This window comes from Segatella buccae ATCC 33574, from assembly GCF_000184945.1.
Classification (GTDB): Bacteria; Bacteroidota; Bacteroidia; order Bacteroidales; family Bacteroidaceae; genus Prevotella; species Prevotella buccae.
On sequence record NZ_GL586311.1, the window covers coordinates 562,666 to 588,119 of the forward strand.

At 52.3% G+C, this 25,454-nt stretch carries 21 protein-coding genes and 1 tRNA gene; 13 read left to right on the forward strand and 9 right to left on the reverse strand.

Translation table 11 applies throughout. From position 1 onward, the window contains the following. Nucleotides 1-3: 3 nt before the first annotated feature. From HMPREF6485_RS02175 to HMPREF6485_RS02185, 3 genes are all read left to right on the forward strand, one after another. Nucleotides 4-1,617 (forward strand): DUF4302 domain-containing protein, encoded by a 1,614-nt coding sequence (locus HMPREF6485_RS02175; protein ID WP_004341272.1) that lies wholly within the window; start codon nt 4-6, stop codon nt 1,615-1,617. A gap of 13 nt (nt 1,618-1,630) precedes the next feature. Beyond that, nucleotides 1,631-2,785, forward strand: a complete 1,155-nt coding sequence (locus HMPREF6485_RS02180; RefSeq protein ID WP_004344349.1) for a BACON domain-containing protein — start codon at nt 1,631-1,633, stop codon at nt 2,783-2,785. 273 nt (nt 2,786-3,058) lie between these two features. Continuing rightward, nucleotides 3,059-4,810, forward strand: coding sequence for a M6 family metalloprotease domain-containing protein (locus HMPREF6485_RS02185; protein ID WP_004344353.1), 1,752 nt, complete (start codon nt 3,059-3,061; stop codon nt 4,808-4,810). A gap of 470 nt (nt 4,811-5,280) precedes the next feature. On the opposite strand, the gene HMPREF6485_RS02190 is transcribed toward HMPREF6485_RS02185, so the two are convergent. Further along, nucleotides 5,281-6,942: a S41 family peptidase gene (locus tag HMPREF6485_RS02190; RefSeq protein WP_004344355.1), complete on the reverse strand. Its 1,662-nt coding sequence runs from the start codon at nt 6,940-6,942 to the stop codon at nt 5,281-5,283. A 243-nt stretch (nt 6,943-7,185) separates the two neighbouring features. Here HMPREF6485_RS02190 and HMPREF6485_RS02195 point away from each other — a divergent pair. After that, nucleotides 7,186-7,259, forward strand: a tRNA-Asn gene (locus tag HMPREF6485_RS02195). Between the two features lie 212 nt (nt 7,260-7,471). Here HMPREF6485_RS02195 and HMPREF6485_RS02200 read toward each other — a convergent pair. The 7 genes from HMPREF6485_RS02200 to msrB all read right to left on the reverse strand — a co-directional run bounded on the left by HMPREF6485_RS02200 (nt 7,472) and on the right by msrB (nt 16,060). Then, the gene (locus HMPREF6485_RS02200; protein WP_044125729.1) at nt 7,472-8,005 is read right to left on the reverse strand and encodes a hypothetical protein; all 534 of its coding nucleotides are present in this window, start codon (nt 8,003-8,005) and stop codon (nt 7,472-7,474) included. 55 nt (nt 8,006-8,060) lie between these two features. Further along, a complete protein-coding gene (locus tag HMPREF6485_RS02205) occupies nt 8,061-9,149 on the reverse strand; it encodes a Gfo/Idh/MocA family protein (RefSeq protein WP_004344359.1) in 1,089 nt (362 codons plus the stop codon). A gap of 15 nt (nt 9,150-9,164) precedes the next feature. Beyond that, entirely contained in the window at nt 9,165-10,232 is a 1,068-nt protein-coding gene (locus HMPREF6485_RS02210; protein ID WP_004344360.1) for a radical SAM protein, read from the reverse strand. Between the two features lie 100 nt (nt 10,233-10,332). Beyond that, the gene (locus HMPREF6485_RS02215) at nt 10,333-12,021 is read right to left on the reverse strand and encodes a sigma-70 family RNA polymerase sigma factor (RefSeq protein ID WP_044125732.1); all 1,689 of its coding nucleotides are present in this window, start codon (nt 12,019-12,021) and stop codon (nt 10,333-10,335) included. Between the two features lie 328 nt (nt 12,022-12,349). Continuing rightward, nucleotides 12,350-13,723, reverse strand: coding sequence for an Ig-like domain-containing protein (locus HMPREF6485_RS02220; protein WP_248622200.1), 1,374 nt, complete (start codon nt 13,721-13,723; stop codon nt 12,350-12,352). A 771-nt stretch (nt 13,724-14,494) separates the two neighbouring features. Then, nucleotides 14,495-14,863 (reverse strand): YccF domain-containing protein, encoded by a 369-nt coding sequence (locus HMPREF6485_RS02225; protein ID WP_004341289.1) that lies wholly within the window; start codon nt 14,861-14,863, stop codon nt 14,495-14,497. A gap of 108 nt (nt 14,864-14,971) precedes the next feature. Then, nucleotides 14,972-16,060 (reverse strand): peptide-methionine (R)-S-oxide reductase MsrB, encoded by a 1,089-nt coding sequence (gene msrB, locus HMPREF6485_RS02230; RefSeq protein ID WP_004344364.1) that lies wholly within the window; start codon nt 16,058-16,060, stop codon nt 14,972-14,974. A gap of 296 nt (nt 16,061-16,356) precedes the next feature. On the opposite strand from msrB, the gene HMPREF6485_RS02235 reads away from it, so the two are divergent. The 5 genes from HMPREF6485_RS02235 to HMPREF6485_RS02255 are packed head-to-tail and all read left to right on the forward strand — an operon-like array spanning nt 16,357 to nt 19,248. Further along, nucleotides 16,357-16,536 (forward strand): tetratricopeptide repeat protein, encoded by a 180-nt coding sequence (locus HMPREF6485_RS02235; protein ID WP_004341293.1) that lies wholly within the window; start codon nt 16,357-16,359, stop codon nt 16,534-16,536. Between the two features lie 29 nt (nt 16,537-16,565). Further along, nucleotides 16,566-16,793, forward strand: a complete 228-nt coding sequence (locus HMPREF6485_RS02240; protein ID WP_004341295.1) for a 4Fe-4S dicluster domain-containing protein — start codon at nt 16,566-16,568, stop codon at nt 16,791-16,793. A gap of 24 nt (nt 16,794-16,817) precedes the next feature. Further along, nucleotides 16,818-17,900, forward strand: a complete 1,083-nt coding sequence (locus HMPREF6485_RS02245) for a 3-methyl-2-oxobutanoate dehydrogenase subunit VorB (protein ID WP_004344365.1) — start codon at nt 16,818-16,820, stop codon at nt 17,898-17,900. Between the two features lie 32 nt (nt 17,901-17,932). Next, complete coding sequence (locus HMPREF6485_RS02250) at nt 17,933-18,706, forward strand: thiamine pyrophosphate-dependent enzyme (protein WP_004344366.1); 774 nt, start codon at nt 17,933-17,935, stop codon at nt 18,704-18,706. Next, nucleotides 18,703-19,248: a 2-oxoacid:acceptor oxidoreductase family protein gene (locus HMPREF6485_RS02255; protein ID WP_004344368.1), complete on the forward strand. Its 546-nt coding sequence runs from the start codon at nt 18,703-18,705 to the stop codon at nt 19,246-19,248. The genes HMPREF6485_RS02250 and HMPREF6485_RS02255 overlap by 4 nt, the downstream gene beginning before the upstream one ends. A 154-nt stretch (nt 19,249-19,402) precedes the next feature. Here the strand turns inward: HMPREF6485_RS02255 and pnp are convergent, their stop codons facing one another. After that, nucleotides 19,403-21,745 (reverse strand): polyribonucleotide nucleotidyltransferase, encoded by a 2,343-nt coding sequence (pnp, locus tag HMPREF6485_RS02260; protein WP_004344372.1) that lies wholly within the window; start codon nt 21,743-21,745, stop codon nt 19,403-19,405. A gap of 194 nt (nt 21,746-21,939) precedes the next feature. Here pnp and HMPREF6485_RS02265 point away from each other — a divergent pair, with 194 nt between their 5' ends. From HMPREF6485_RS02265 to HMPREF6485_RS02280, 4 genes are all read left to right on the forward strand, one after another. Beyond that, nucleotides 21,940-23,106, forward strand: coding sequence for a TlpA disulfide reductase family protein (locus tag HMPREF6485_RS02265; protein ID WP_004344374.1), 1,167 nt, complete (start codon nt 21,940-21,942; stop codon nt 23,104-23,106). 146 nt (nt 23,107-23,252) lie between these two features. Further along, nucleotides 23,253-23,438 (forward strand): hypothetical protein, encoded by a 186-nt coding sequence (locus HMPREF6485_RS02270; protein ID WP_155814380.1) that lies wholly within the window; start codon nt 23,253-23,255, stop codon nt 23,436-23,438. Between the two features lie 6 nt (nt 23,439-23,444). Next, a complete protein-coding gene (locus HMPREF6485_RS02275) occupies nt 23,445-24,869 on the forward strand; it encodes a sialate O-acetylesterase (protein WP_004344379.1) in 1,425 nt (474 codons plus the stop codon). A gap of 15 nt (nt 24,870-24,884) precedes the next feature. Next, a complete protein-coding gene (locus HMPREF6485_RS02280; protein WP_004344381.1) occupies nt 24,885-25,430 on the forward strand; it encodes an NUDIX domain-containing protein in 546 nt (181 codons plus the stop codon). Nucleotides 25,431-25,454 lie beyond the last annotated feature (24 nt).

Genomic DNA, 25,454 nt, shown 5'->3' on the forward strand with positions numbered 1-25,454 from the left:
GTTATGAAGAACTATAAAACATTAACATATCTGCTGTTAACACTTCCACTTGTGTTTCTCCAGTCCTGCTTGAAAGATCAGGAAGACAAGTTTTCCGAGCCCGCTTCCGAACGCATGGAGAAGTTTTTGAGCAATGCCCAATCCACTTTGACAGCCTCGGAAGAAGGTTGGGTGCTGGATTATTTTCCCGACGACAATCAACTCTACGGAGGTTTTGTCTACACTGTGAAGTTCACAAAAGACAAGGCCACTGTCGGTTGCGAACTGGCCAACGATGCCACTGCCGAACTGACATCGCTCTATCGCATGACGGCAGACAACGGTCCTGTACTTTCGTTTGATTCGGGGAACGACTTTATCCATTATTTCGCCACTCCCAACGGTGAGCACACCAAGGCATACGGAGGCGATTTCGAGTTTGTCATCGACAGCGTTGGCACCGACATCGTGAAGATACACGGCAAACGCTCACTCAACACCATGTATCTGCGCAAGCTCGCCAAGCCTGCCTCCCTGTATCTGGCAGAAGTGAAAGGCGTTCAAAATTCGTTTGACTTGACCGAGGCCGACGGCACTGTCAACGACCAGAAGGTTTCGCTGACCTTCGAAGGACGCAGAGTCACTTTCACAGCCGGTGAGACATCCGTTACAGAAGCTTACATTTTCTATAATGAGGGCATCCGTCTCTACCAGCCTGTCACCATCGCCGGCAAGACCTTCTCGGAACTGAAGTTCGACGCGGCAAAACTTTCGCTGACCGCCACTGATGCAGACGGCGTAGTATTCTATAATCTGCCAACCAACCTCGTCGTCAATGATGAAGCTTTCTCCCGCAATTTCTTTGCAAAGGACTTGACCGCAGTAGAAGTCAAGACCGGTGGAAGTTGGCTCAAAGCAACCAAGACCGAAAACGGTATCACACTGGCAGCCGATGCCAACACAACCGGCCATCCACGTGCAGGAAGAGTCAAGCTGACCAAGAACGGTGGCGATTCGGTTATCATCAGGGTGACACAGGTGGAATTTGACAAAGACATTGCCGGCACCTACACGCTCGCCTATGTGGATGGCGACAATGTGAAGTCAACAGCTTCGGCCACATTGGACCGCCATGAGGGGAATGTGCGTTTCCGCTGGGTTTATCAAAAGGCTGCCATGTTCACCGTTCCCGTAACGTGGGATGAGAAGACTGCCACCCTCTCTGTAGAAAGTGGACAGTACTGGGGTTCGATTTCCACAACAGATGGAAGCACCTATTACGTCTACGACATACTCCTCGACAAGACTCAGAGACTATGGACCTCATACAACAAAGGGGTATTCGTGAACGCGCGTTTCAACTATGACGAAAAGAACAATGCCACAGTAGCCCGGTTCACAGGACAAGTCGGCAAGGGAGAGTTCGGCAGTTTCCTGCTCCGCATCTTCACGGCAAAATCGCCCACCAAGGCTAATGACAAAGGAACTTTGGATCTCATCACCTCCCCAATACTTGTCAGACAATATGGAGCTGCACCTGCCAAGGCGGGGATAGCATTCTCCTATCTGAAAGCTCCGGAGGTCCAATCGTCCACCTCTCTTTCAGCAGTTGCTCCACTTTTTAACTCCAAGCAATAAACATCAGACAAAGATGAAAAAGATATATTATCTCATGCTGCTCCTTGTAGCAGCAGTCTCCTTCACCTCGTGCAACGACGACACCGACAATCCATACGAAAGAACGTCACAACTGAAGGTTTTGCGCTCGAGCGTGTTGTTTGATTCCAAAGGAGGTACAGGTTTCGTCAAGTTCGAAGCACCGTCGGCCATCACGGCTACGCTCAACAGTTCATGGGCCACAGCCACCGTCCAAGGCGACAGTGTGCGTGTCGTGGCTACAGCCAACGAAGCCTATGAGGGGCGTGCCTCAGTGCTCACCGTCCGGTGCGGAGAAGACTCCGTGCAGCTCACGGTCCAGCAGCTGGGCATGGTGGTCTCCATAAATGTCGACAGTTCCATTGTTGTGGGCGATGAAGCCTCAAAAGTGGGCTACCGCATTTCCACTTCCAACAAGGTCACCTTCACCTCTTCCGCCGACTGGCTCACAGGAACCGCCACCAACGACAGCCTGTTCGTCAACTATGGCAAGAACGCAACGGGCAGCATCCGCACCGGAGTGCTCCACTACCAATGCGGCAATTTGAAAGACTCTATCGTGGTGACCCAGGGAGCATTGGCAGACATTACCAACAAGCAATATCTGCTCGGTGGCAAGAACTATTTCAAGGAGGGGACCCCCTTGATAGCCTATGTCGCTAAAATCGTTGACAAGAAAGGCAAACTCTTCCTCGAAATACCGTCGTTCAACTGGAGTATTCCCGTCACTTTCAATGCCTCCACACTAAGCATCAGCCTCACTTCGGGCAATTTGATCGGCAGGCTGAAGATCAAGGAGACCGACGCCTATGTCTTCATGCTCATGTTCAACCATCAGGATCTCAAGAGCACCATCGTGTTGGATAACAGTGCCACCATGACAGGTGCATTCAATGTGATTCCCGAGGTAGGCACAATGTGTCTCTTCGAAGGCAGCAAGGGCAGCACCGGTGCTACGTTCGACACCATGCTATTCTCCGGTTTCAAGACCGACAAGCTGTCGACTGAAGACTACATCGGCAACATTATCGGCCTCATCGACCCACTGTTGCAGGAATACACTCCGACAGCAGCCAAAGCAAGTCAGGCTCCCAAACACATTCTTCGTGCTTCGGAAGCTAACGGCAACGATTGGAAGATCATTCGATAAGCATTCGTAGGAGCGACAAGCCGCTTACAGGCGGTACACCTCCAACGCGTCAAAAGTATAAAGTCCCCGGTGCATGACACATCGGGGACTTTTCATTTCCGGGTTTGGCTTGACACGACAAATATGGAGGAATAAGCCCCTTCCATTTGGAACTTATCAAAAAACAGACTATCTTTGTGACGCAAACACTGCACGTGCTTGCAGAAAGTGCATTTCAAATGCCGCAGACAGCTTGAAGACAATGGGTAAGGCGGCTTTCCAGAAACAACCAATATGAAAAGATTTTATGGCCTCATGGCATTGCTGATGGCTGCAACCAGCCTATGTGCCGTACCCGCCAAGCGCGGTGTGTGGCGAACGATCGCTCTTGAGAATGGGCAAGAGGTGCGCGTGTGTCTGGTGGGCGACGAGCATCTGCACTATTGGCAGGCGGCCGACGGGACACGCTATGTGCCATCGGCCGGCGGAAAGTTTGCCAAGGCAGACATGCAACAGTTGGAGCGGCACGCTGCCATCAGGCGGTCCGGGGCCAACAGCCGGCGGCATGGAGCCATGACGCGTGCCGGCCGTGCCACCCGACAGTTCTATACGGGCACCAAGAAGGGCATTGTGATTCTGGCAGAATTTACCGACAAGAAATTTGAAAATGAGCACAACCAAGCCCTTTTCCATCAGGTGGCCAACACCCGAGGGTATACCGAGAACGGTTTCCGGGGAAGCGTGAAAGACTACTTCCTTGCGCAGAGCAACGGCAAGTTCGAACTCGACTTCGATGTGGTGGGCCCCGTCCAACTTTCAAAGGCATACGCCTACTATGGCCGAAACGACTGGCAAGGCAATGACTTGCACGCCGGCGAAATGGTGGCCGAGGCCTGCAAGGCGGTGGAAGGCCAAGTGGATTTCCGCAGCTACGACTGGGATGGCGACGGCTATGTAGACCAGGTGTATGTCATCTACGCCGGGCATGGGGAGAACGACTACCCTGACGACAATGTGATATGGCCGCACGAGTTCAGTCTCAGTGCGTCCGACTATGGCCAAACACTGACCATTGACGGCGTGAAAGTGGACACCTACGCCTGCTCCTGCGAGATAGACGGCGACGGCTGTCTGGCAGGCATCGGCACATGGTGCCACGAATTCTCACACTGTTTAGGCTTCCCCGACTTCTACGACACCGAATACCAAGGACACTTCGGCATGGGCGATTGGGACTTGATGAGTTCCGGATCCTACAACGGCACTTCTTCCACAGGACAGGGGTCGGGCTATCTGCCGGCAGGATACAGCAGCTACGAGAAGTGGACGGCCGGATGGATGGAGCCGACCGAACTGGCAGACGAGGACCAAGAAGTGGACCGACTGGAGCCGCAGAGCGAGGGTGGAGGAGCCTACGTGATATACAACCGGGGCAACCGCAACGAATACTACCTGCTGGAAAACCGGCAGAAGACAAACTGGGATGCCGAACTGCCGGGCAAGGGACTGCTTGTGCTGCATGTGGATTACGACCAAGACATTTGGAATGCCAACATCGTAAACACGTTGGGAAAAACCATCAGGACAAGCTACACAAAGTATGTTTCCAACGACCACGAGAGACTCACCCCCATCCACGCCGACAACGATGACGACAGCAACTACTGGAACAGCAACTCCACCTCTTACACCCGCCAGACACAAGAGGGCGACCCCTATCCATACATGGCCAACGACAGCCTCACCAACAACTCGGTGCCGGCGGCCAAGGTGTATCACAAAAACGCCGACGGCTCCTACTATCTGAACCGTGGCGTGAAAAATATCCGGCAAAACGACGACGGCACCATCTCGTTCAGCTACCTGTCGGCCCCGGCTGCTCCCAACGGAGACAACCCGCCCACCGGCATCAACGGCATAAGCGAAAAGCCAACCGCCACGCCGGAAGCCATCTACAGCATGAGCGGTGTGTATGTGGGGCGCGATGCAAAGGCACTGAAAAAGGGCATCTACATCAGAGCCGGCAAGAAATTCGTTGTGAAATAAAGCACATCATAACCGACACCGATGAGAGGAAGCTCTGCAAGATGCCCGGATGACAGCGAATAATATCAACAAAAACACATCCGTCAAAACTCCCCAACCAGAACGGGAGACGGGCTTCAGACCACCCGAAAAGCCCACCGACTGTCTCATTCGGCCCTTTCGAGTTTGCGAAAGAGCCACAGTTGGAAGCTGAAAGGGCCACAGTTGCGATGCAACTGTGGCCCTTTTGCAAGCCCGTTCGGGCCTTTCCGGCCCCATTTTCAGCCCCTAATTCGTGTCATTAAAATTCAAGTCATTGATTGTCAACGTTTTAAAGGCACCGCCAAAATTCGCTCATTTGCAACGAACAGGTCGCCCGGTGCAAATATCGCAAGCAGAGAGGCCGAAAACGAACAAATCGTTTGACAATCCATCTTATCCGGAGAGCCTCCTATGCAATGCGGGACTTACCGCCCTGCGCAGACGGCCCGCTACTTCTTTCCGCTTAAAATCTTCCGATAGTCTTCGGGCGTTTCTATCAGGCGCACGGCCTCTTTCATCTGCTTGTCGTAGCGCAAGCCGTTTTGTATGGCTCCACCCTGATAGTAGTAGGCAGCCACGAGGTCGCTCTCGATGATATGCCTGATGGCTTCCTTATTGTAGTCGAGGTCTTTGGCCACATTGTGCTGCAACTTCTTCTCCAGTGCCTCAAACTCCGGTTTGGCATCCTCGTAGTAGCCCTCAAACTTGGCCAGCTTCACAAGGTCTTTGAGATATTTTTCCGTTTCGCGGTCATACTTGAAGTTGCTCTTCAGCACGCGCCGCTTGAACTCCTCGTAGTCGGCATCGCTCAAGGCAAATGTCTTGGCAGGAGCTATCGTGGGATGGGCGGCAAGATAGTCTATCTCGTAGTTGAGCAACACCTCGTTGGAGTCGCGTGCCCCCGCCAGATAGTAGGCTATGTTGGGCAGCGAGTCGGGCTTCAGTTCCACATCGGGCTTGATGCCCCCGCCGTCGCGCACCTCGCGTCCGCCGACAGTGTGAAACACTTTCGTCAGCGAGTCGGGCACGTGCTCCGTATATCCCCCACGCGCATGTCTGTAGTTGATGGCCTGTATGCACCGTCCGCTGGGAATGTAGTATTTGCTTGTGGTGAGCTTCATCTGCCCGTTGTAGGGCAAGTCCATCGGCATCTGCACGAGTCCCTTGCCGTAGGTGCGCGTGCCGAGAACCACGGCACGGTCGAGGTCTTGCAGCGAGCCGGCCGTGATTTCACTCGAACTGGCCGTGTTGCCGTTCACCAGCACCACGATGGGCATCAGTGTGTCGATGGGTTCCACGGTGGTTTTATAGTCCTTGTTCACCCGCGTCATCTTCCCTCTCGTCTGCACGAGCACGATACCCTTGGGCACAAACATGTTCACAATGTCCACAGCCTCCTGCAACGAGCCTCCACCGTTGTTGCGCAAGTCGAGCACAAGGCCTTTCATGCCCTGCCGCCGCATGTCGAGAAAGGCCCGGCGCACATCGCGGGCACTGTTCACCGTAAACGCATTGAGGTTGATGTAGCCCACTCCGTTCTCCTGCAATCCGTAGTAGGGCAAGTAGGGCAACTGTATCGAGCGGCGGGTCACCTTCATCCTCATCGTCTTGCCTGTGCTCGGACGCTTCACTTTCAGGATGAAGCTCGTGCCCGGTTCGCCCCGCAGGCGGCTGCTCACGTAGGCCACATCCTTGTCCGCCATTGTCGAGTCGTCGATGCTCAGGATGATGTCCCCCTTCTTCAGCCCGGCCTCGGCAGCCGGCATGTTTTCGTAGGGTTCGTCGACCACCACCCGTTTCAGTTGCTGGTTGTAGCGTATCAGTGCCCCCACGCCGGCATACTTCCCCGTGAGCATACGGTCGAGTTCCTTTACCTTGTTCTCGGGATAATACTCCGTGTAGGGATCCAGACTGCGCAACATGGCATTGATGCCATTGCCGATCACCTCACCGGCATTGAGCGTATCAACATACATCATGTCCAGATTCTTGTAGATGGCGGTAAACACCTCCATATTTTTGGCCACTTCGAAGTTGTGGTCTTTGTCTTTCTGCGCCATGGCCGGCATCAGCCCTATGGCAAGCAGCACGCATATCAGTTGTTTTCTCATAATCTTCTTTTTCCTTTATCCGCCGGCCCCGCTCTTCCTCTCCCCGGGCAATGCTCCGCAGACGGTCTTTCGCCGGCCAAGCGACAATATTGCAAAAATACGATTTTATGCGCATATAGCCCCTACCCGACTTTGTTTTTTATTGAATTTTAGTGTAAAATCGATTTTTTCTCCCCAAAAATTTGGTAGAACCAAAAAGAAGCCTTAACTTTGCACACGCAAATCAGCAATGATAATGCACTTGCTTCAATAGCTCAGTTGGTTAGAGCACCTGACTGTTAATCAGGGGGTCGTTGGTTCAAGCCCATCTTGAAGCGCAAAAAAGGATGACTCAGGTCATCCTTTTTTTTATTCCTCTTAAAGTGGTTTGATTTAGAAAAAGTTATGATAACCATACACTCCAACCCAAAACAAACGGCACTTACGGGGAGGAGTATTCCACGCAAGTGCCGTTCATTCCTTCTGTCAGGATTCGGCTTTCCGCCAATCTGAATCGGGGTTACAGCCATGCAGCCGACAGACTGCCAACCTAATTGACCGGTAAAATCATGGGGGACTTCAAGGTGACGCTTGTCTTTTTGTCCAAGGTAAGGGCTATCCGGCCATCATACGCAAGGGAGGAGGCGTCATATTTCTTGGCCGGATTGGCATAGTAGATCTTCAGTTTGTAAGTGCCGGCGGGCAATTTGCTTATTTTGAAGTTGACATCATAGTTGCAGATGCAGTCGGGCAACGCTCCGAATCCTCCCTCGTGGTAGACGATGAGAGTTATTTGCTCATCGCGGTTGGCGACATCCACAAAGATATGTTTTACCCCGCAGATGGCCTTTACGTCTTCAAGCACACACCGGGCGACCCCATCTTTTCCCAATTCCACATTGAGTGTTGCCGCCTTGTCGTAGTTGGCCGTGTAGAAATCGCTACGGGTTTCGGTCTTCGACAATGCGCTCTTGCAGGCAGAGTTGGCCACATCATAAACACTCAAGGAGTCGAGCACCATGTTTTCCGACGAACAAGCTGACAGCCCTAAAAGACATATCAGACAATAAAATACATTTCTCATGATTGGTATGGATTTAATTTGTGAATACTGTCTATCATATAAACGCGGCTGCAAGTCATATCTTGCTTCTCTCCACCTTGCTTTTGAGACCACCTTTTTCCCTGATTTCATCTATCAGCACATAGGTGCTTCTCAGACTCTCCAAGCCAAACGCGTTGGTATCTGCACACCTGTCCTCCACCATATCGGCAAAGGTCTCTATCTCGGAGAAGAAGCCTTGCGAAACGATCTGGTTGTTGCCGACTGTCGGGATAAAACCGTTTCTGCCGTATAGACAGGCAACCGACGCATTGCCCCCAACCACTTTCTCCAACGGGATGCCCAGCAATGCCGGGCGGCGAGGGGTGAAATGAAGGCTCTCCATGCCGTCCATCACATAAAATCCTTTATCCGTGCTGACGGTCAACTGCTCTTGCGCATACTGCCAAGAGTAGTCGGTGGAAAGTTCCAGCATTCCGGTCACCTCCCGATGCTCCAAAACAAGCAAGAGGGTTTGTCCTCCTTCCCGGCTTCTTGTCACCTCAACCGACTTCACCTTTGCCTCCCCAAAAAGGAAAGTCACATAGTCGAGCGGATGGATAAACAAGTCGAGCAGGGCCTCGCCTTCGGGATACAGCCCCGTCAGATAGCGATAATGGTAATGGTGCTTGCCCTCCTTCCGCAACCGCTTTTGCAAGATTTGGGTAGCCGGGGCAAAGCGTCTCTGCATCCCTACCACGATATGGCCGGAGCCGTAGAGCCTGACGGTATCTATCAACGCGCCCAGTTCGGCACTGTCCCTGCATGGGGGCTTCTCGATGAACAGGGACTTTCCGGCCTTGATGACTTCGCCCGCAATGCGGAAATGGGCATGGGGATGCGTTGCTACAAATACCCCGGAGACAGCCTCATCGGCCAGAATCTCTTGCAAGGAGGTCGTGCCTCTGACACCTTGATACTTCCGCGGTATCAATGCAGCCTTTCTCTCGGATGCGCAACAGATATACTTCAAGGGCAACTGAAGATATTGCACGACCGGCAACAGGTTGCCCGTGCAGTGGTTTCCCATGCCAACCAACGCATATTGGTGCCCGTAAACCTGCTCCAAGGCACGCATACTGCGCATACGCTTGTATCTGCTGATGATGTTGTCCAAATGTGCCATATTTCCTTGTTGGGTTTATGTCGTAATCGTTTTGAAATGTTTTCTATATGTGGTGCGCCTGTTGCCTGTCCATTGGTACTTTCCGTAGAACAGTTCTATCACCCGCTTGGGAAGTATTCTCTCCAACCCTCGCAGGAGGATAATGTCGTATTTACGGTGGTAGTTGATCCAACACCGGTTGCACTCCTTGGAATACCGGCATTGGATTTTGGCAGTCCGACGCGAATTGAAGATTTCGTCGAGCGTGTTTTCGTGTATGTTTCCCAACACCACATCCAAATTCTGGCACAGCGGCACGTCGCCGTTGGAGTGGATCACCAGCTCACTGAAGATGCTGTGACAGCGGAGCCGCAGCCTGTTGTTTTTCCATTCGTCATACAGAGCCACGAAATCGTAGTTCTCGTCCGTTTGGTGTATGGATGCCGGTATTCGGCTGATGAAGTCAGCATCGTCGGCTTCCATCAGCCCCTTTGTCGTATCGAAGAAAGACATCGTGCTGTAAATGCCTATGCGCACATCGATGCCATGCTTTTGGGCCACTCCAATGACATGGCTCATGTCCTCGAATGTGTTCCATGGGGAGAGACAGAACATCAGAGATATCGGCACCATGCCCTTACAGGCTTCCACCACTTCCATCACCTTGTCATACCCGTCCCGCCCCCGCATATACCGATAGGTCTCCTTGTTGCCGTCGAGCGAAATGTACAGATGCTTGGGACGATGGTCTTTCACGGCTGCAATCACCTTTTTGGAGGCAAGGCAGTTGGACAGCAGGGTGTAGTTGGGATGATGCACATCAAACCATCCCAATATCTTGTCAGCCTCGGGATGCAGGATAAACTCTCCTCCCTCCAGCCCCACCACTGTGCGTTTGGTCACGCATTTGCTGTCCATGATCTTGATGATATCGTCCAGACTCAGATATTCTATGGGCTTCTTCCAAATGGAGCAATGCTTGCAACGGGATTGGCAGCCGGTAGTGGAATAAATCATCAAAGACGTAAGCTCCTTGTGCTGTTTGCGCACCACGTTGTTTACAAATGCCACCCCATTGTGGATGTAGTCATAAATACTGTACATTGTTTCTTTATTCGGTTCTGTCTCTTTATGATAAAGAGCAGATACCGGCGGAAAGACTGCACGCGATGTATGACTTTTTCCTAAACTTCCCGTCCCCGACCTACCAAGTGAGCCTTAACCCGAACGGCACCGTAAACGTAAACGGATGCTCGGTGCGGTAGGTTTCAAGGTCGCTGCCATTGTTGAAGTAGTAGAACATGTTGGGCTCCAGATACAGACTGAACGGCTTGAAGAGACGATACTGAACGCCTACTCCCAAGTTCACTGACCACTGGTTGCGGGGATGGATGTCCCTCTGCAACGTATAGGAAGAATCCGGCGTGACGATGTATTTCTTCTTAAAAGAACTATGCACCGGCAACTCAAAGGTCACACCACCCGTCGCATAGGCATTGAAACGCCCCTTGCCCCAGATGCGATAGGTCAGCCGCAACGGAATACCGATATAACTTATCTTCTGTGTCTTCTTGAGTGTCGCCCCGTTAAATTCACTCGTAAAGTCAGACTTCAGCCCGGTGTAGTTCAGTCCGGTGCCGAATATCCAATGTGGACTCAGCTGCTTATTGAGCGAAAAACCGAAGGTGACGGGCCGGTGATGGTGTGCTTTCTCACCCAAAACATGGTCGTCACTTTGGAAGTTTTTCTCCGCTATCAATTTCAAGTTGGCTCTCTCTGCAGAGTCCATCAGTGCACTGTTCCGTTGCAGATAGTCCATATAGTCGTTCCAAGTGTACAACTTGGCCGCTGCACCGCCGTTGGCATAGTCCGTCACTGTGAGATAATTGAGAGTCGACAGTCCACTGCCCGTCGCTGCATTGGAAGAATGGCCAAGACTGAAAGTCCACGGATATTTCTGCTTCCGCTTGGTTATAATTTGCTCATTCGACGCTATTAACTTGCCGGACGGGATTGTCGGCAAACGGAACAGAGAGTCTCCCACACCGACATTTGCCATCCAATGTCTTTGCAGAGAGTCGATTCCGGTGGACATTGAACTCCGGGGGACGGTGCTATCCGCCCAATCCATCCCTTCGGTAGCAGCGTTGTCCTCCCCGGTTCTTCCCCAACCCCCACTGTTTCTGTTGCGTATGACCGACCTGCCAGCGTGTTCCACATCGTGAGCCCGACTCCCCGCACCATCATCCTTCATCACTCCACCCTCTTTCTTGGGCGAATCGACCTTCATCTGTTGGTTTTCTGAAATCTTTTCCACCCCGTGCCTTGTTATCAAATAGAGGTACACAGGTATGAACACCGGCAACAGGAGCCACAGCCAATAGTCGGTCAGCATCGTCCGCAACAGTTTCTTGGCCCTCGACAACTGCGAGGAGGAACTGTGGGGTGCTATGCCAAGCAGTTCGCCTATCTCCTTATGGGACAGCCCGTCCAGCACAGCCAGCTTGAACACCTCGCGATGTCCGTTAGGCAGAGACTCTATCGCATCCAGCAAAGTCGCCAGATCCATACTCCCATTTGTGCCATGACTCTCATCCGGAAGGGCATCAGCATTGACCAATGGCAGAAGATTCTCCCTGCCCTCGGCACGTTGAAGATACTTCAGACACAGGTTTCTCACAATCGTGATCATCCAGCCTTCCAACTTGGCCTCATCTTTCAGGGTGCTGATAGAGGAAAAAATGATGATAAAGGCATCATGAAGAATGTCTTCCACAACGCTTTCGTCTTTTACATAGTATCGGCATATCCCCAGCAACTTGCGGGAATATGCCGCATATAGTTCTCCCAGAGCCCGTCTGTCTCCCTGCTTACATGCGTCTATCCGTATCATATAGTTTCCGACAAGAGGATACCTCCCCCTTTTTATATAAAGGAGTCGGCTATCCCCAAAAGACTGCACGCAAGTCCGGATTTTTTCAAATTTATTTTGCCTTAACATGTCATGGCCCGCCAAATCTGCCTTGAAAACGTGTCACGTGGCCGCATCAAATATATACGCAAAAGACATACATATAGGCAGATGGGCTCTAAAAACATTGTAAAAGCCATATCCGACTTCGATGAAGAAGTATGGATATGGCTTTTCCTTCTTTACTTGATTTTATCAAACCATTCTATTTGGGCAGTGTAAAGACTTTCTTGATCGCTCAAAAAAGAAATTATTCTGCCACAACGGAGATTTTTTTACTGCCCACGAGGGTCTTCACAAGTTTTTCTTCATCCCCTGCATCCACACGAATCCGTTTCAGTGCCGTGTTTCCTTCAATGATAAGGTATTCGCTTTCATCGTTGAATTCGGCCCCATTTCGCAGGTTGATTTCTTCCAACTTCGGCATATAGGTGGCTTCGACATTCCGGATGATAGGATTGTGGGAAAAGTCGAGCGTAGTGAGGTTGGTGTTGGATACCGATATTTGGAGCAGCATGGGTAACTTGCTCATGTCGAGCGACTTCAAAGGATTTTCGTGCAGGAAGAGGAACAGCAACCGGGGCAGATCGAGATTGATCGTCTCCAACTTGTTGGCATAGAGGTTCAAGCGATTCAACATCGGCAAATTCTCCAACTTCACACTCGTCAGCTTGTTGTTGTCGGCATGGAGTTGTGTGAGCTTAGGCAGGTTGGTCACTTCGAGTGTAGTGAGCTGATTCTTCACAGCATCAATGCGGTCGAGTTCCGGCAGGTCGTTGGCCTTGAGCGAGGTGAGCCGGGCACCGTTGGCAAGGAGCAGTGTCAGCTTCTTCAACATAGAAATGTCAAGCGACGAAATGCCTGTGCGCTGAATATAAAGTTCCTCAAGTTGGGTGTTTTTCGACAGGTCGAGCGTCGTCAGCCTGGCATTGTCGTAAAGGCGGAGGTCTTTCAGTGCAGTCATGGCCGAAAGGTCAAGCGTCTTGATGTTATTGCCGCCGAGGACAAGTTGCTCCAACTTAGCGAGTTTGAAGACGGGAGAGGCATCCGTGACAGACTGGTTTTTGAGATTCAACGAACGCAGGTTGGTGAAATACTCCAGTCCTCCGAGACTTCTGATCACCTTTGCTCCTTCGGCATCTTCCTTGGTTTCGAAATGAATATCAATGGAAGTCACGGCTTGTGCCTCCGACACGGAGATCTCATCATCGTTGTTGACATCGATAGACGGTTTGAGAGCCAGCAGCTGCTTTTTAAGGTTGGCATCGGCAAACTTCACGATCAGTTTGCCGGGAGCTGTCTTTACAGTCACGGCACACTTGGCCCGGGCCGTCTCGCCATTGACCTGCGCCGTGGCCACAATGTTGGTTGTTCCTGCAACGACAGCTTCCACCTTACCGTCGGACACCTTGGCAATATTGGCATTTTCGGATGCCCAAGTGATAGTTGCACCATCGGGAGCACCACTCACAGCAACATTGCCTGACTCCCCTTCTGTCAACGTGAGCGTTGTGGGAGCAAGCTGAATGGTGAATTGCGGCTGCGGATCATCGCTGTCACTGCAAGCCGACAGCAGCAGACACAACAATGCAGGAATCAGCGATAGCGTGATTTTCTTTTTCATAAGTCGTTTTGTTTTTGTCATTTATAATATTAGTTTTGAAAAATCCTAACTGTCAGGGCCATGAATCCGGGAAAAACGATATTTCACGCCGCCGGGCAATAGTTTCATTTCCCCTTTTCCGGCATTCCTCCGATACAAGCCGATTAATATTCGCAAAGATAAATAAAAAGCTGCAAACAGCAAAACTTTCTATCATTTTCCGATACAAATATCCGTAGCCGACCACTACAGACAAGGCCATTCAGCGTCATTTCACTTTCATCCTATTTACATTCCGGTTTCACCATTTACTTAAAATGCAGACGAAACAAGGCTGTCCTCCCCGGAAAGGAGGGCTATGCAGTGTATAGCACGAACTATTAAAGATTTCGAAAAAGCCTTACACGCGATTTTTCCATTTCCACCTTTCCACTCAATCCCATCCCCCTCATTCGCCCTATCCGCCCCATCGATTTTCCCACTAAGCCCAAACGACCTTGCAAAAGGGCCACACTTGGAAGCTCATTCGGGCCGAATGGCAATCCAAAAAAGGCCGTTTCATCGGCTTATTTTGGCCGGGCGACATTCCACGTCAGGGTAAAAAAGGCTCTTTGGGAGTTTTGCTGAAAAAAAGGGAAGCGTGTGTGCGCTTCCCTTGCTCATGCAAAGATACGGCATTTAAAGCCCATTTGCAAATGACGAATGAAAGATTTTGACATACTCCGGGGCTTTCAAACCGAATGGAGAGATATGCCCCCAAGAGGATAGGGGATAGCCCGCATGGGGAGAAACTCACACCACACGCTTGCCGAAAGGCCAAAGGGCGAGGCGGGCCAAGCGGAAATTCATCTGCCCCCAGGGGATGCCGACAATGGTGATGTAGAGCAGACACCCAAAGAAGACATGGGTGAGGAAGATGTAAAAACCACCGATGAAAAACCAGATGACATTCATCAAGGTGTCGAGACAGCCGCCACTTCCGGGGACTTCTTCCACGTGAGACCCGAAAGGCCAGAGAGCCAACACGCCCAACTTGAAGGCCTGCAGCCCCCAAGGAATGCCGACAACGGTGAGGCAGAGCACCAGTCCGGCTGTGAAATACTCGAAGGCGGTGGCCAGTCCGCCAAAAAGAAGCCAAAGAAGGTTTCCTAAACAACCCATAGTTTATCGTCTTTTGATATTACAGATGATGTGTATTTGCGGAGCGACAGGGCGGCATGGAGACCAAGTTCCCCACAACTGCCCTTTCGACCCTGCATCGGCACGGGTTTAATGCTTCGATGCTTTCGCAGGCTCTATGAGCTTGATGTATTCGCCGTAGCCCTCTTTCTCCATGTCGGCCTTGGGCACAAAACGCAGGGAGGCACTGTTGATGCAATAGCGCAGACCGCCGCTCTCGCGCGGCCCATCGTTGAAGACATGGCCCAGATGGGCATTGCCCTTGGCACTGCGCACCTCGGTGCGGTCCATACCGTGGGAAGTGTCGTGCAGGTTTTGCAGCAAATGGTTGTCGATGGGCTTGGAGAAAGCCGGCCATCCACACCCCGATTCGAACTTGTCGGTGGACAGGAAGAGCGGTTCGCCCGTGGTCACATCGACATAGATGCCCTCGCGAAACTCGTCATAGTAGGCGTTTTGGAAAGGCCGTTCGGTGGCGGCATGCTGCGTCACTTCGTATTGTTCGGGCGTGAGCCGCTTCTTCAGTTCGTCGGCAGCGGGCTTGGTGTAGGCCACAGGCCGCCCTTCAGCCTTGTTGGCTTCACGCGCCATGTCGAAAAGAGCTTGCGGAATATGACAGTAGCCGCCGGGATTTTTCGCGAGATAGTCCTGATGATAGTCCTCGGCCTTGTAGAAGTTTTTGAGCGGCAACACCTCTATGGCAAGGCGACGACCATAGGCTTTCGACAGTTTGGCGAGTTCGGCAGCAATCAACGGCTCGTCGGCCGGGGCGGTGTAGTAGATGCCCGTGCGATACTGCGTGCCCACATCGTTGCCTTGTCGGTTGAGCGATGTGGGGTCTATCGACTTGAAATAGAGTTGCACGAGGAGCGACAAGGGCAGCCGCGAGGGGTCGTAGACCACATGTACGGCCTCGGCAAACCCCGTGCGGTCGGTACACACCTCTTTATATGTAGGCCTGTCGGTGTTGCCATTGGCATAGCCCACCTCGGTGTCCACCACTCCGTTTATTTGTTTGAGATACTGTTCCGTCCCCCAGAAACATCCTCCGGCGAGATAGATTTCGGCTTGTTCTTTGTTCATGTTGTTCTCCTTTGTGTTGGTGCGGCTGTTGCCGGTGCAGCTCATCGAGAGCAGGACGACAAGCAGAGTCACCATTTTGATGGTTGTTTTCTTCATAATCTCTCTTTTTGTGTTGTCCTGCAAATCTACATAAAATTCGGAAACGGCCTACCTCTCTATTTGTTTTTTTGTTGATAATTAACACGTGTTGGCACGACGGCAACGCCCGAAAGATAGCACCATGCAACCACCGGGCCACACAACCGTCTCCACACAGACAAGAAAAATTGCACACACCAAAAGGCTGTGCGCATTTTTTAGTGAAACAATTTTAATATAGCTTAAATCGCATACTTATTCAGTCCGTTTCCATTCAGATTTTCTTAATTTAGCAATCAGAAAGAAAACGCAATATGACTTCTGAGGATTACTACTTAAAAGGAAACGAGTTTCGCAGACGGGGAGATTTCCGACAGGCCATGGAGTGCTATCTGGAGGCCATCGCACTCGACCCGGAAAGCCCGGCCGTGCAGGCCAAGGAGATGCTCGACAGCATCTTCGCCTTCTACTGCAAAGACTTGTACAACCCTTAGCCGTCGATTTTTGAAAACACGAACAAGATATGAGCAAGATTCAAGGGGCCATCGTGGTAAATACGGAACGCTGCAAGGGGTGCAACCTGTGTGTTGCGGCCTGCAAGTTTGGTGTGATCCGCCTGGCTGCAAAAAAAGTGAACGTACACGGCTATCCCTACGTGGAGACCATCAATGCAGAGGCCTGCGTGGGCTGCGCAGCATGTGGCATTGTGTGTCCCGATGGTTGCATCACCGTGTATCGGAAGAAACTCTAAACAGAACTTAACGACAAAACGAGTATGGCAGAACAAGAAATAACACTGATGAAGGGTAACGAAGCCATCGCCCACGCCGCCATCCGGTGCGGGGCCGACGGCTATTTCGGTTACCCGATAACCCCACAAAGCGAAATCATCGAGACACTCGCCCTGCTGAAACCGTGGGAGACCACGGGCATGGTGGTGCTACAGGCGGAGAGCGAAGTGGCTTCCATCAATATGGTCTACGGCGGAGCCGGAGCCGGAAAGCGTGTGATGACGACCAGTTCCAGCCCCGGCATAGCCCTCATGCAGGAGGGAATATCCTACATGGCGGGGGCCGAACTGCCGGGCGTGTTCGTCAACGTGCAGCGTGGCGGACCGGGATTGGGGACCATACAGCCCAGCCAGAGTGACTATTTCCAAGCCACGCGCGGAGGAGGCAATGGCGACTACAACGTGATTGTGCTGGCACCGGCCTCAGTGCAGGAGATGGCCGACTTCGTGGATTTGGCTTTCGAACTGGCTTTCAAATACCGCAATCCGGCCATGATCCTGAGCGACGGGGTCATCGGACAGATGATGGAGAAGGTGGTGCTGCCACCGATGAAACCACGGAGAACGGAAGAACAAATCAAGAAAGAATGCCCGTGGGCCAGTATCGGGCGCACCCGTGACCGAGAACCCAACATCATCACTTCGCTCGAACTGAAACCCGAGGTGATGGAGGTGCGCAACCTGCATCTGCAAGAGAAATACCGGCGCCTCAAAGAAACGGAAGTGAGATATGAAACAACGCTCTGCGACGATGCCGACTACTTGATTGTAGCCTTCGGCAGTGCCTCGCGCATAGCTGAAAAGAGTGTGGAGACAGCCCGCGCAAAGGGCATTAAGGTGGGACTCTTCCGTCCCATCACGCTTTGGCCGTTCCCGTCGAAGGAAATCATGGAAGCCTCGAAAGGCAAGAAGGGCATACTCGTGGCCGAGATAAACGCCGGCCAGATGGTGGAAGATGTGCGGTTGGCAGTCAACGGCACCATCCCCGTGGATCACTTCGGACGCTTGGGTGGTATCGTGCCCGACCCCGAAGAAATCGTGAAAGCACTCAAGAGCCTACCGGAATAAGGCAGACTGCAACAACATAAAGACATTTGACTATGGATACAGAAAAAGACATCATATCCCCTGAAAACATCGTCTATCAAAAGCCGACGCTGATGAACGACACCTCCATGCACTACTGTCCGGGATGCAGCCACGGAGTGGTACACAAGCTCGTGGCCGAGGTGATAGAAGACATGGGCATGAGCGAAAAGACCGTTGGGGTGAGTCCGGTAGGCTGCGCGGTGTTTGCCTACCGCTATCTCGACATCGACTGGCAGGAGGCCCCGCACGGCAGGGCTCCGGCACTGGCTACCGCCATCAAACGGTTGTGGCCCGACCGATTGGTATTCACCTATCAGGGCGACGGCGACTTGGCCTGCATCGGTACGGCGGAGACCATCCACGCCCTCAACAGAGGGGAAAACATCACCATCGTGTTCATCAACAACGCCATCTACGGCATGACGGGCGGACAGATGGCTCCGACAACTCTGCTCGGACAGAAGACCGCCACGTGCCCCTTTGGACGCGAACCCGACTTGCACGGTTACCCACTCAACATCACCGAACTGGCCGCCCATCTTGAAGGGACATGCTACGTGAGCCGGCAAAGTGTGGAAACAGTGGCAGCCATACGCAAGGCCAAAGCGGCCATACGCAAGGCTTTCGAGGCGTCGATGCAGGGTAAAGGCTCTTCGCTGGTGGAGATTGTATCCACCTGTAACAGCGGCTGGAAACTCAGTCCGCAGGAGGCCAACGAGTGGATGACCGAGAACATGTTCAAAAAATATCCCAAAGGGGACTTAAAAGACACTACTGCACAATGAAAACGGAAATCATCATAGCGGGCTTCGGAGGCCAGGGGGTGCTCTCGATGGGCAAAATACTGGCTTATTCGGGGCTGATGGAAAACAAGGAAGTGACGTGGATGCCGGCCTACGGGCCCGAACAGCGAGGCGGTACGGCCAACGTGACGGTCATCGTGAGCGACGAGCGCATCTCTTCGCCCATACTCAGCAAATACGATGTGGCCATCGTGCTCAACCAGCCGTCGCTCGACAAATTCGAGCCTAAGCTCAAACTGGGTGGCATCCTCATCTACGACGGTTTCGGGGTGTTCAATCCACCCACGCGGGAAGACATCTCTGTGTACCGCATCAATGCCATGGACAAGGCCACGGAGATGAAAAATTCCAAGGTGTTCAACATGATTGTGCTCGGCGGACTGCTGAAAGTGTGTGCCGTGGTGAGCACTGACGGACTGAAGAAGGCACTCAAAAAGAGTCTGCCCGAGCGCCACCACAACCTCATCCCGCTCAACATGCAGGCGGTGGAAGAGGGCATGAGCATCATCACGAAAGAGAGATAGGCTCTCTATTTGAAGGCTAAGGGGCACTTTGACTTTTCAAGACACATCATAACCTTTTGCTGCCCGGGCATCGGCTTCAGGGTATTAAAACCAACAGAAAATCCCCGCATTCGCGATGAATGCGGGGATTTTGATTGATGGGCTAATCCGTGGATTAGTCAATATCGTTGTGATCGAGCGAGTCGTTGAACTCCTTCGGCTGATAGCCGTCGTTGTCACGATGCTCGAAACGGCGCGGCTGACGGTCGCCACCAAAGCGGCGGTCATCACCGAAACCACGACGCTCGCCTCCGTCACGGCGCGGGCGACGGTCACCGCGGTCACCTCCTTCGCGACGCGGACGGCGCTCGCGCTCTACATAGCCTTCGGGCTTTTCGAGCAGCACACGGCGGGAAAGCTTGTACTTACCGGTCTTGGGATCGATTTCCATGAGCTTCACCTTGAGCTTGTCACCCTCCTTGATGCCGGCTTCCTCAACGGTTTCGAGGCGCTTCCAGTCGATTTCAGAGATGTGAAGCAGGCCATCCTTACCCGGCAGAATCTCCACGAAGCAGCCATAAGGCATGATGGAACGCACAGTGCCTTCGTACACCTCGCCCACTTCCGGGATGGCCACGATGCTCCTGATCTTGGCTATGGCGGCGTCGATAGCATCCTTGTTGGGGGCACTTACCTGCACCTTGCCCACACCGTCGGTCTCGTCAATGGTGATGGTCGCACCGGTATCTTCCTGCATCTGCTGGATAATCTTACCGCCCGGGCCTATCACAGCACCGATAAACTCCTTGGGTATCTCAAATGCCTCGATGCGGGGAACCTGCGGCTTCATCTCGGCGCGCGGCTCGGAGATGGTCTCCATCATCTTGTTGAGGATGTGCTCGCGGCCGGCTTTGGCCTGCATGAGAGCCTTTTCGAGTATTTCAAACGACAGTCCGTCGCACTTGATGTCCATCTGCGTGGCCGTCAGACCGTCCTTGGTGCCTGTGGTCTTGAAGTCCATGTCGCCCAAGTGATCCTCATCACCGAGAATATCACTGAGGATGGCATACTTGTCTTCGCCCGGATTCTTGATGAGGCCCATGGCTATGCCCGACACCGGTTTCTTCATCGGAACACCGGCATCCATCAAAGCGAGCGTACCGGCACATACCGTGGCCATAGAAGAGGAACCGTTAGACTCCAGAATCTGACTCACAAGGCGCACGGTGTAGGGGAAGTCGGCGGGGATCTGATCCTTCAATCCGCGCCAAGCCAAATGACCGTGACCCACTTCGCGACGGCCTACACCACGCTGGGCCTTGGCTTCGCCGGTAGAGAACGGGGGGAAGTTGTAATGGAGCAGGAAACGTTGATAGCCCTTCATGAGCACGTCGTCCACCAGTTTCTCGTCCAATTTGGTGCCGAGCGTACAGGTAGAGAGCGACATCGTTTCGCCACGCTGGAAGAGTGCGCTTCCATGAGGCATGGGCAGCGGAGACACTTCGCTCCAGATGGGGCGTATCTCGGTGGTGGCACGACCATCGAGGCGCAGTCCTTCATCGAGAATGCAGCGACGCATGGCATCGCGCATCACATCATCGTAGTAGCGATGGGCCTCGGCGTGCTTCTCGTCGAGTTCGTCCTCAGAGAGTTCGGTGTGTGCAGCGTCATATTTCTCAAGGAAGTCTTCCAATATCTTGTCGAAAGCATCCTGGCGTGCATGTTTCTCAAGTGCCTGCTTGTTGACATCGTAAACGGGCTGGTAGAGCTCGCTCTTGATTTGCTCGCGCAACTCTTCGTCGTTCACCTCGTGGTCATATTCGCGCTTCACATCGGTGCCCAACTCCTTGGAGAGCTCCTCTTGAAGTTCGCACATGGGCTTGATAGCCTCGGCAGCAACCTTCAGCGCACCGATAAGATCCTGCTCCGAAACCTCTTTCATCTCGCCTTCCACCATCATGATATTGTCTTTGGTGGCACCGACCATCAAGTCCATGTCGGCATCGGCCATCTGCTGGAAGGTGGGGTTGATGACATACTCGCCACCAACACGGGCCACACGAACCTCGGAGATGGGATAATCGAAAGGAATATCTGAGCAAGCCATGGCTGCGGATGCAGCAAAACCAGCAAGCGCATCGGGCTGATCAACGCCATCGGCTGAAAGAAGCATCACCTGTACATAAACTTCTGCATGGTAGTTAGAAGGGAAAAGCGGACGCAGTGCACGGTCCACAAGACGAGAAGTGAGTATTTCGTCGTCGTTGGCTTTGCCTTCGCGCTTGGTAAATCCGCCGGGGAAACGGCCGGCAGCACTGTACTGCTCACGATAATCTACTTGCAAAGGCATGAAATCTGTACCCGGAACGGCGTCCTTTGCTGCACAAACAGTTGCGAGGAGTACTGTGTTGCCCATGCGGAGAACCGCAGCACCATCAGCTTGTTTTGCAACTTTTCCGGTCTCAATCGTGATGGTTCTTCCATCAGGCAATTGAACTGTTTTCGTAATTACGTTCATCTAAAAAAATTAAAACTTTATTGTTTCGACTAACATCTTATGTAATAATCGGGGCAAAGATACCTATTTTATAATTAAAAAAAGAAGAAAGGCCTGATTATTTTGCTTTTCCGGCAAAATATCAACCGCCGTTTTCCTGTTTTCAATTTAAAATATTAACTTTGCATGCAAAACAAAACGAAAGTCATACGAACATGAAAATAACCGGACTGCTGTCGGTTTCGGCCCTCGCGCTGGCCGTGCTGACCATCACCTCTTGCTCCAAAGGAAAGTTCCACATCAACGGCAACATTGCCGAGGCCGAAGACTCCATGCTCTATTTGGAGAACATCGGACTTGACGGCCCGGTGAAAATCGACTCTGTGAAACTTGAAAAGGACGGCTCGTTTGCTTTCAGCGAGGAGCGCAACGATGCTCCCGAATTCTACCGCCTGCGCATCGGCAACCAGTCCATCAACCTTTCCATCGACTCCACCGAAACTGTCAGTGTGAAGGCAGCAGCCCCCACCATGTGGTATCAATATGAGGTGAATGGTTCGGAAAATTGCCGGAAGATCAAAGAATTGGCCTTGATGCAGATAGACTTGCAGGCGCGTGTGAACGCGCTCGCCGCCGCACCGGGCATGGGAGCCGACAGCACGACGCTCGCCATACAGGCTGCCATCGACGCTTACAAGGACAACGTGAAGCGCAACTACATCTTCAAGGCCCCCATGAAAGCATACGCCTACTACGCCCTTTTCCAGACCATCAATCTCGGTTCGACCACCACGCTCATTTTCAATCCCCGTTCGGAGAAAGATGATGTGAAAGTCTTTGCCGCCGTAGCCACCAGTTGGGACACCTACTACCCCGATGCCGAACGCGGGAAAAACCTTCATAACATCGCCATAGAAGGCTTAAAGAACATCCGTATTGCGGAAAACAACAGGCGTGCCGCCGCCATCGACGCTTCCAAAGTACAGGTAACAGGTCTCATAGACCTGCCACTCACCGACAACAAGGGCCGTGAACGCCACCTGACCGATCTCAAGGGACAAGTGGTTCTGCTTGATTTCCACGTGTTCGCATCCGACCAGTCGCCCAAGCGCATCATGGCTTTGCGCGACCTCTACAACAAATATCATGCTCAAGGGTTTGAGATATACCAGGTTTCGCTCGATGAAAACGAGCATTTTTGGAAAACCCAAACCGCGGCACTGCCTTGGATAAGCGTGCGCGACGACCGGGGCATCAGTAATGTCTATCTGCAAGCCACTCCCGGACTACCTGCCTACTTCCTCATTGGGCGCGACAATAGCGTGGCCAAGGGCCCCAGCCAAATCAAGAACCTTGATGCCGACATCCAAGCCCTGCTCTAAAAGAGACGGTTTCATCGCCAAAAGATAACGAAAAAAATCCCCGCACTGTGAACACTTCCACAATGCGGGGACTCTTCATTTACCACCCATCATGCCACTTGAAAACCGACAACAAGAACACCGGCCCTCACTACTTGACAAGCAAAATGGCAAAACCCGCTACTCTCGGCCAGACAGATTTGGAATCAGAGGCATCAACAGATGACCATCCTGTAATGGACAGCATGGATGAAGAAGTTGAACCTCGTTATCCACGACTTGCGGAAAACAAAGGGAAAATCTTGGCGCAAAGGATTTTTTTTCGTAATATTGCAAATGAATTATCTACCTAATTTCACATGAGAAAGCAAATCATCATAGCTGCACTCTTGGCGACAAGCTTGAGCGCACAGGCAAAAGTGAAGTTGCCGCACATCCTCGGAGACGGCATGATTTTACAACAAAATGCGGAGGCTCGTCTGTGGGGATGGGACCGACCGGGACAGAAAGTGGATGTCACGGTATCGTGGTCGGAAGAGAAATATTCGGCCAAAACCGACAAAGACGGTCAATGGATCGTGAAAGTAAAGACACCCGCTGCCGGCTACACGCCACAATCTATCACGTTTAATGACGGCGAACAGACCACGCTGCGAAACGTACTTGTAGGCGAGGTGTGGGTGTGCGCAGGACAGTCGAACATGGAAATGCCGATGAAAGGTTTTGACAACTGTCCTGTGGAGGGCTACAACCGGGCGGTGATAGAAGCTCCTCAATACAAGGGCATACACTTTGTGAAGATACCGAGCGTGATGAGCGAACGTCCACTCGAAGATGCCAACTGCGAATGGCAGACCATCTCGCCACAGACTGTGGGCGATGCCTCGGCCACAGGATATGCCTTCGCGCAGGTGGTGAATAAGGCGCTTGATATCCCCGTGGGCCTCATCATGGCCAACAAGGGCGGCACACGCGTAGAGAGTTGGCTTGACGAGGCCTACCTGAAAACCCATACGGCAGAATCACTCGACCCGGCCGTGTACAAGAAAAAGTATCAGTGGGATTTCCATTATCCGCTCGTATGGGGCAACGGCACGTTCTCCCCTATTCTCAACTACACGGTAAAAGGCATCCTGTTCTACCAAGGATGTTCTAATGTGGGCGACCCTGCCGGGCAATACACACGCCGGTTGGCCGATCTCGTAAGCCAGTGGCGGCGCGATTTCAAACTTGGCAACATACCTTTTTATTTCGTCCAGATAGCTCCTTATTACAATGGCGACGCGAATGGAGACTGGGGAGCACGACTGCGTGAGCAGCAATTCAAGGCCTCAAAAGTCATTCCTAACAGCGGCATCGTGTGTACCGACGACCTCGTTTATCCCTACCAGAGTCAACAGATACACCCTGCGCAGAAGCAGCAAGTGGGCGAACGACTGGCTTATCAGGCACTCAACAAAACCTACGGCATGAAAAGTATTTGGTGCGACAGTCCGGAGTTCAAAGACATGACCGTGAGCAATGACACCTGCTACGTGCATCTGAAAAACGACTATGGTGCCATCAGCCGCTATGAAGACCTCCAAGGCTTTGAAGTGGCGGGTGAAGACCGTGTGTTTCACAAGGCCAGCGCCTCCTACTACTGGACAAAAGGCATCATCATCACCAGTCCGGAAGTGAAGAAACCGGTGGCCGTGCGCTACGCCTTCCGCAACTGGGGTTATGGCAATGTGAAAAACGGTGCGCTGCTGCCACTATTCCCCTTCCGCACAGACGATTGGTAAACCGTCCCTTCTGTCATGAAACATCCTTTGGAACTGTTCCGTTTCTGCCCACGATGCGGGGCTGACAGGTTCGACATACAAGACGAAAAAAGCAAGCGTTGTGCCGCATGCGGATTTGAGTATTACCTCAACCCGAGTGCGGCCACCGTGGCCCTGATTGTCAATGAACAGGACGAACTTCTCGTGGTAAAACGCGCAAAAGCTCCCGCCAAAGGCACACTTGACCTCCCCGGAGGCTTTGCCGACATCGGAGAGACAAGCGAGGAAGGGATAGTAAGGGAAGTTTTGGAAGAAACGGGGCTACATGTGACAAGTGTACGGTATCTGTTTAGCGAATCCAACACCTACCTTTATTCCGGTCTCTTGATTCCCACACTCGACCAATTTTTCTTTTGCGAGGTAGATAGCACGACCAATCTACATGCTCACGACGATGCTGCTGAATGCCTGTGGATCCCCTTCCACAAACTTCATCCAGACCAATTCGGACTCGACTCCATCAGTCGGGGCATCAAAGTCTTTCTGTCAAAACATACAAGAAACACGCGCCACAATCATTAAAAAAACAAAAAAACTTTTATATAA

Excerpts from the sequence above, each read along its gene's own strand:
- HMPREF6485_RS02175 (WP_004341272.1), top strand. The coding sequence starts at position 4 with ATGAAGAACTATAAAACATTAACATATCTGCTGTTAACACTTCCACTT.
- HMPREF6485_RS02180 (WP_004344349.1), top strand. The coding sequence starts at position 1,631 with ATGAAAAAGATATATTATCTCATGCTGCTCCTTGTAGCAGCAGTCTCC.
- HMPREF6485_RS02185 (WP_004344353.1), top strand. The coding sequence starts at position 3,059 with ATGAAAAGATTTTATGGCCTCATGGCATTGCTGATGGCTGCAACCAGC.
- HMPREF6485_RS02190 (WP_004344355.1), bottom strand. The coding sequence starts at position 6,942 with ATGAGAAAACAACTGATATGCGTGCTGCTTGCCATAGGGCTGATGCCG.
- HMPREF6485_RS02200 (WP_044125729.1), bottom strand. The coding sequence starts at position 8,005 with ATGAGAAATGTATTTTATTGTCTGATATGTCTTTTAGGGCTGTCAGCT.
- HMPREF6485_RS02205 (WP_004344359.1), bottom strand. The coding sequence starts at position 9,149 with ATGGCACATTTGGACAACATCATCAGCAGATACAAGCGTATGCGCAGT.
- HMPREF6485_RS02210 (WP_004344360.1), bottom strand. The coding sequence starts at position 10,232 with ATGTACAGTATTTATGACTACATCCACAATGGGGTGGCATTTGTAAAC.
- HMPREF6485_RS02215 (WP_044125732.1), bottom strand. The coding sequence starts at position 12,021 with ATGATACGGATAGACGCATGTAAGCAGGGAGACAGACGGGCTCTGGGA.
- HMPREF6485_RS02220 (WP_248622200.1), bottom strand. The coding sequence starts at position 13,723 with ATGAAAAAGAAAATCACGCTATCGCTGATTCCTGCATTGTTGTGTCTG.
- HMPREF6485_RS02225 (WP_004341289.1), bottom strand. The coding sequence starts at position 14,863 with ATGGGTTGTTTAGGAAACCTTCTTTGGCTTCTTTTTGGCGGACTGGCC.
- msrB (WP_004344364.1), bottom strand. The coding sequence starts at position 16,060 with ATGAAGAAAACAACCATCAAAATGGTGACTCTGCTTGTCGTCCTGCTC.
- HMPREF6485_RS02235 (WP_004341293.1), top strand. The coding sequence starts at position 16,357 with ATGACTTCTGAGGATTACTACTTAAAAGGAAACGAGTTTCGCAGACGG.
- HMPREF6485_RS02240 (WP_004341295.1), top strand. The coding sequence starts at position 16,566 with ATGAGCAAGATTCAAGGGGCCATCGTGGTAAATACGGAACGCTGCAAG.
- HMPREF6485_RS02245 (WP_004344365.1), top strand. The coding sequence starts at position 16,818 with ATGGCAGAACAAGAAATAACACTGATGAAGGGTAACGAAGCCATCGCC.
- HMPREF6485_RS02250 (WP_004344366.1), top strand. The coding sequence starts at position 17,933 with ATGGATACAGAAAAAGACATCATATCCCCTGAAAACATCGTCTATCAA.
- HMPREF6485_RS02255 (WP_004344368.1), top strand. The coding sequence starts at position 18,703 with ATGAAAACGGAAATCATCATAGCGGGCTTCGGAGGCCAGGGGGTGCTC.
- pnp (WP_004344372.1), bottom strand. The coding sequence starts at position 21,745 with ATGAACGTAATTACGAAAACAGTTCAATTGCCTGATGGAAGAACCATC.
- HMPREF6485_RS02265 (WP_004344374.1), top strand. The coding sequence starts at position 21,940 with ATGAAAATAACCGGACTGCTGTCGGTTTCGGCCCTCGCGCTGGCCGTG.
- HMPREF6485_RS02270 (WP_155814380.1), top strand. The coding sequence starts at position 23,253 with ATGGCAAAACCCGCTACTCTCGGCCAGACAGATTTGGAATCAGAGGCA.
- HMPREF6485_RS02275 (WP_004344379.1), top strand. The coding sequence starts at position 23,445 with ATGAGAAAGCAAATCATCATAGCTGCACTCTTGGCGACAAGCTTGAGC.
- HMPREF6485_RS02280 (WP_004344381.1), top strand. The coding sequence starts at position 24,885 with ATGAAACATCCTTTGGAACTGTTCCGTTTCTGCCCACGATGCGGGGCT.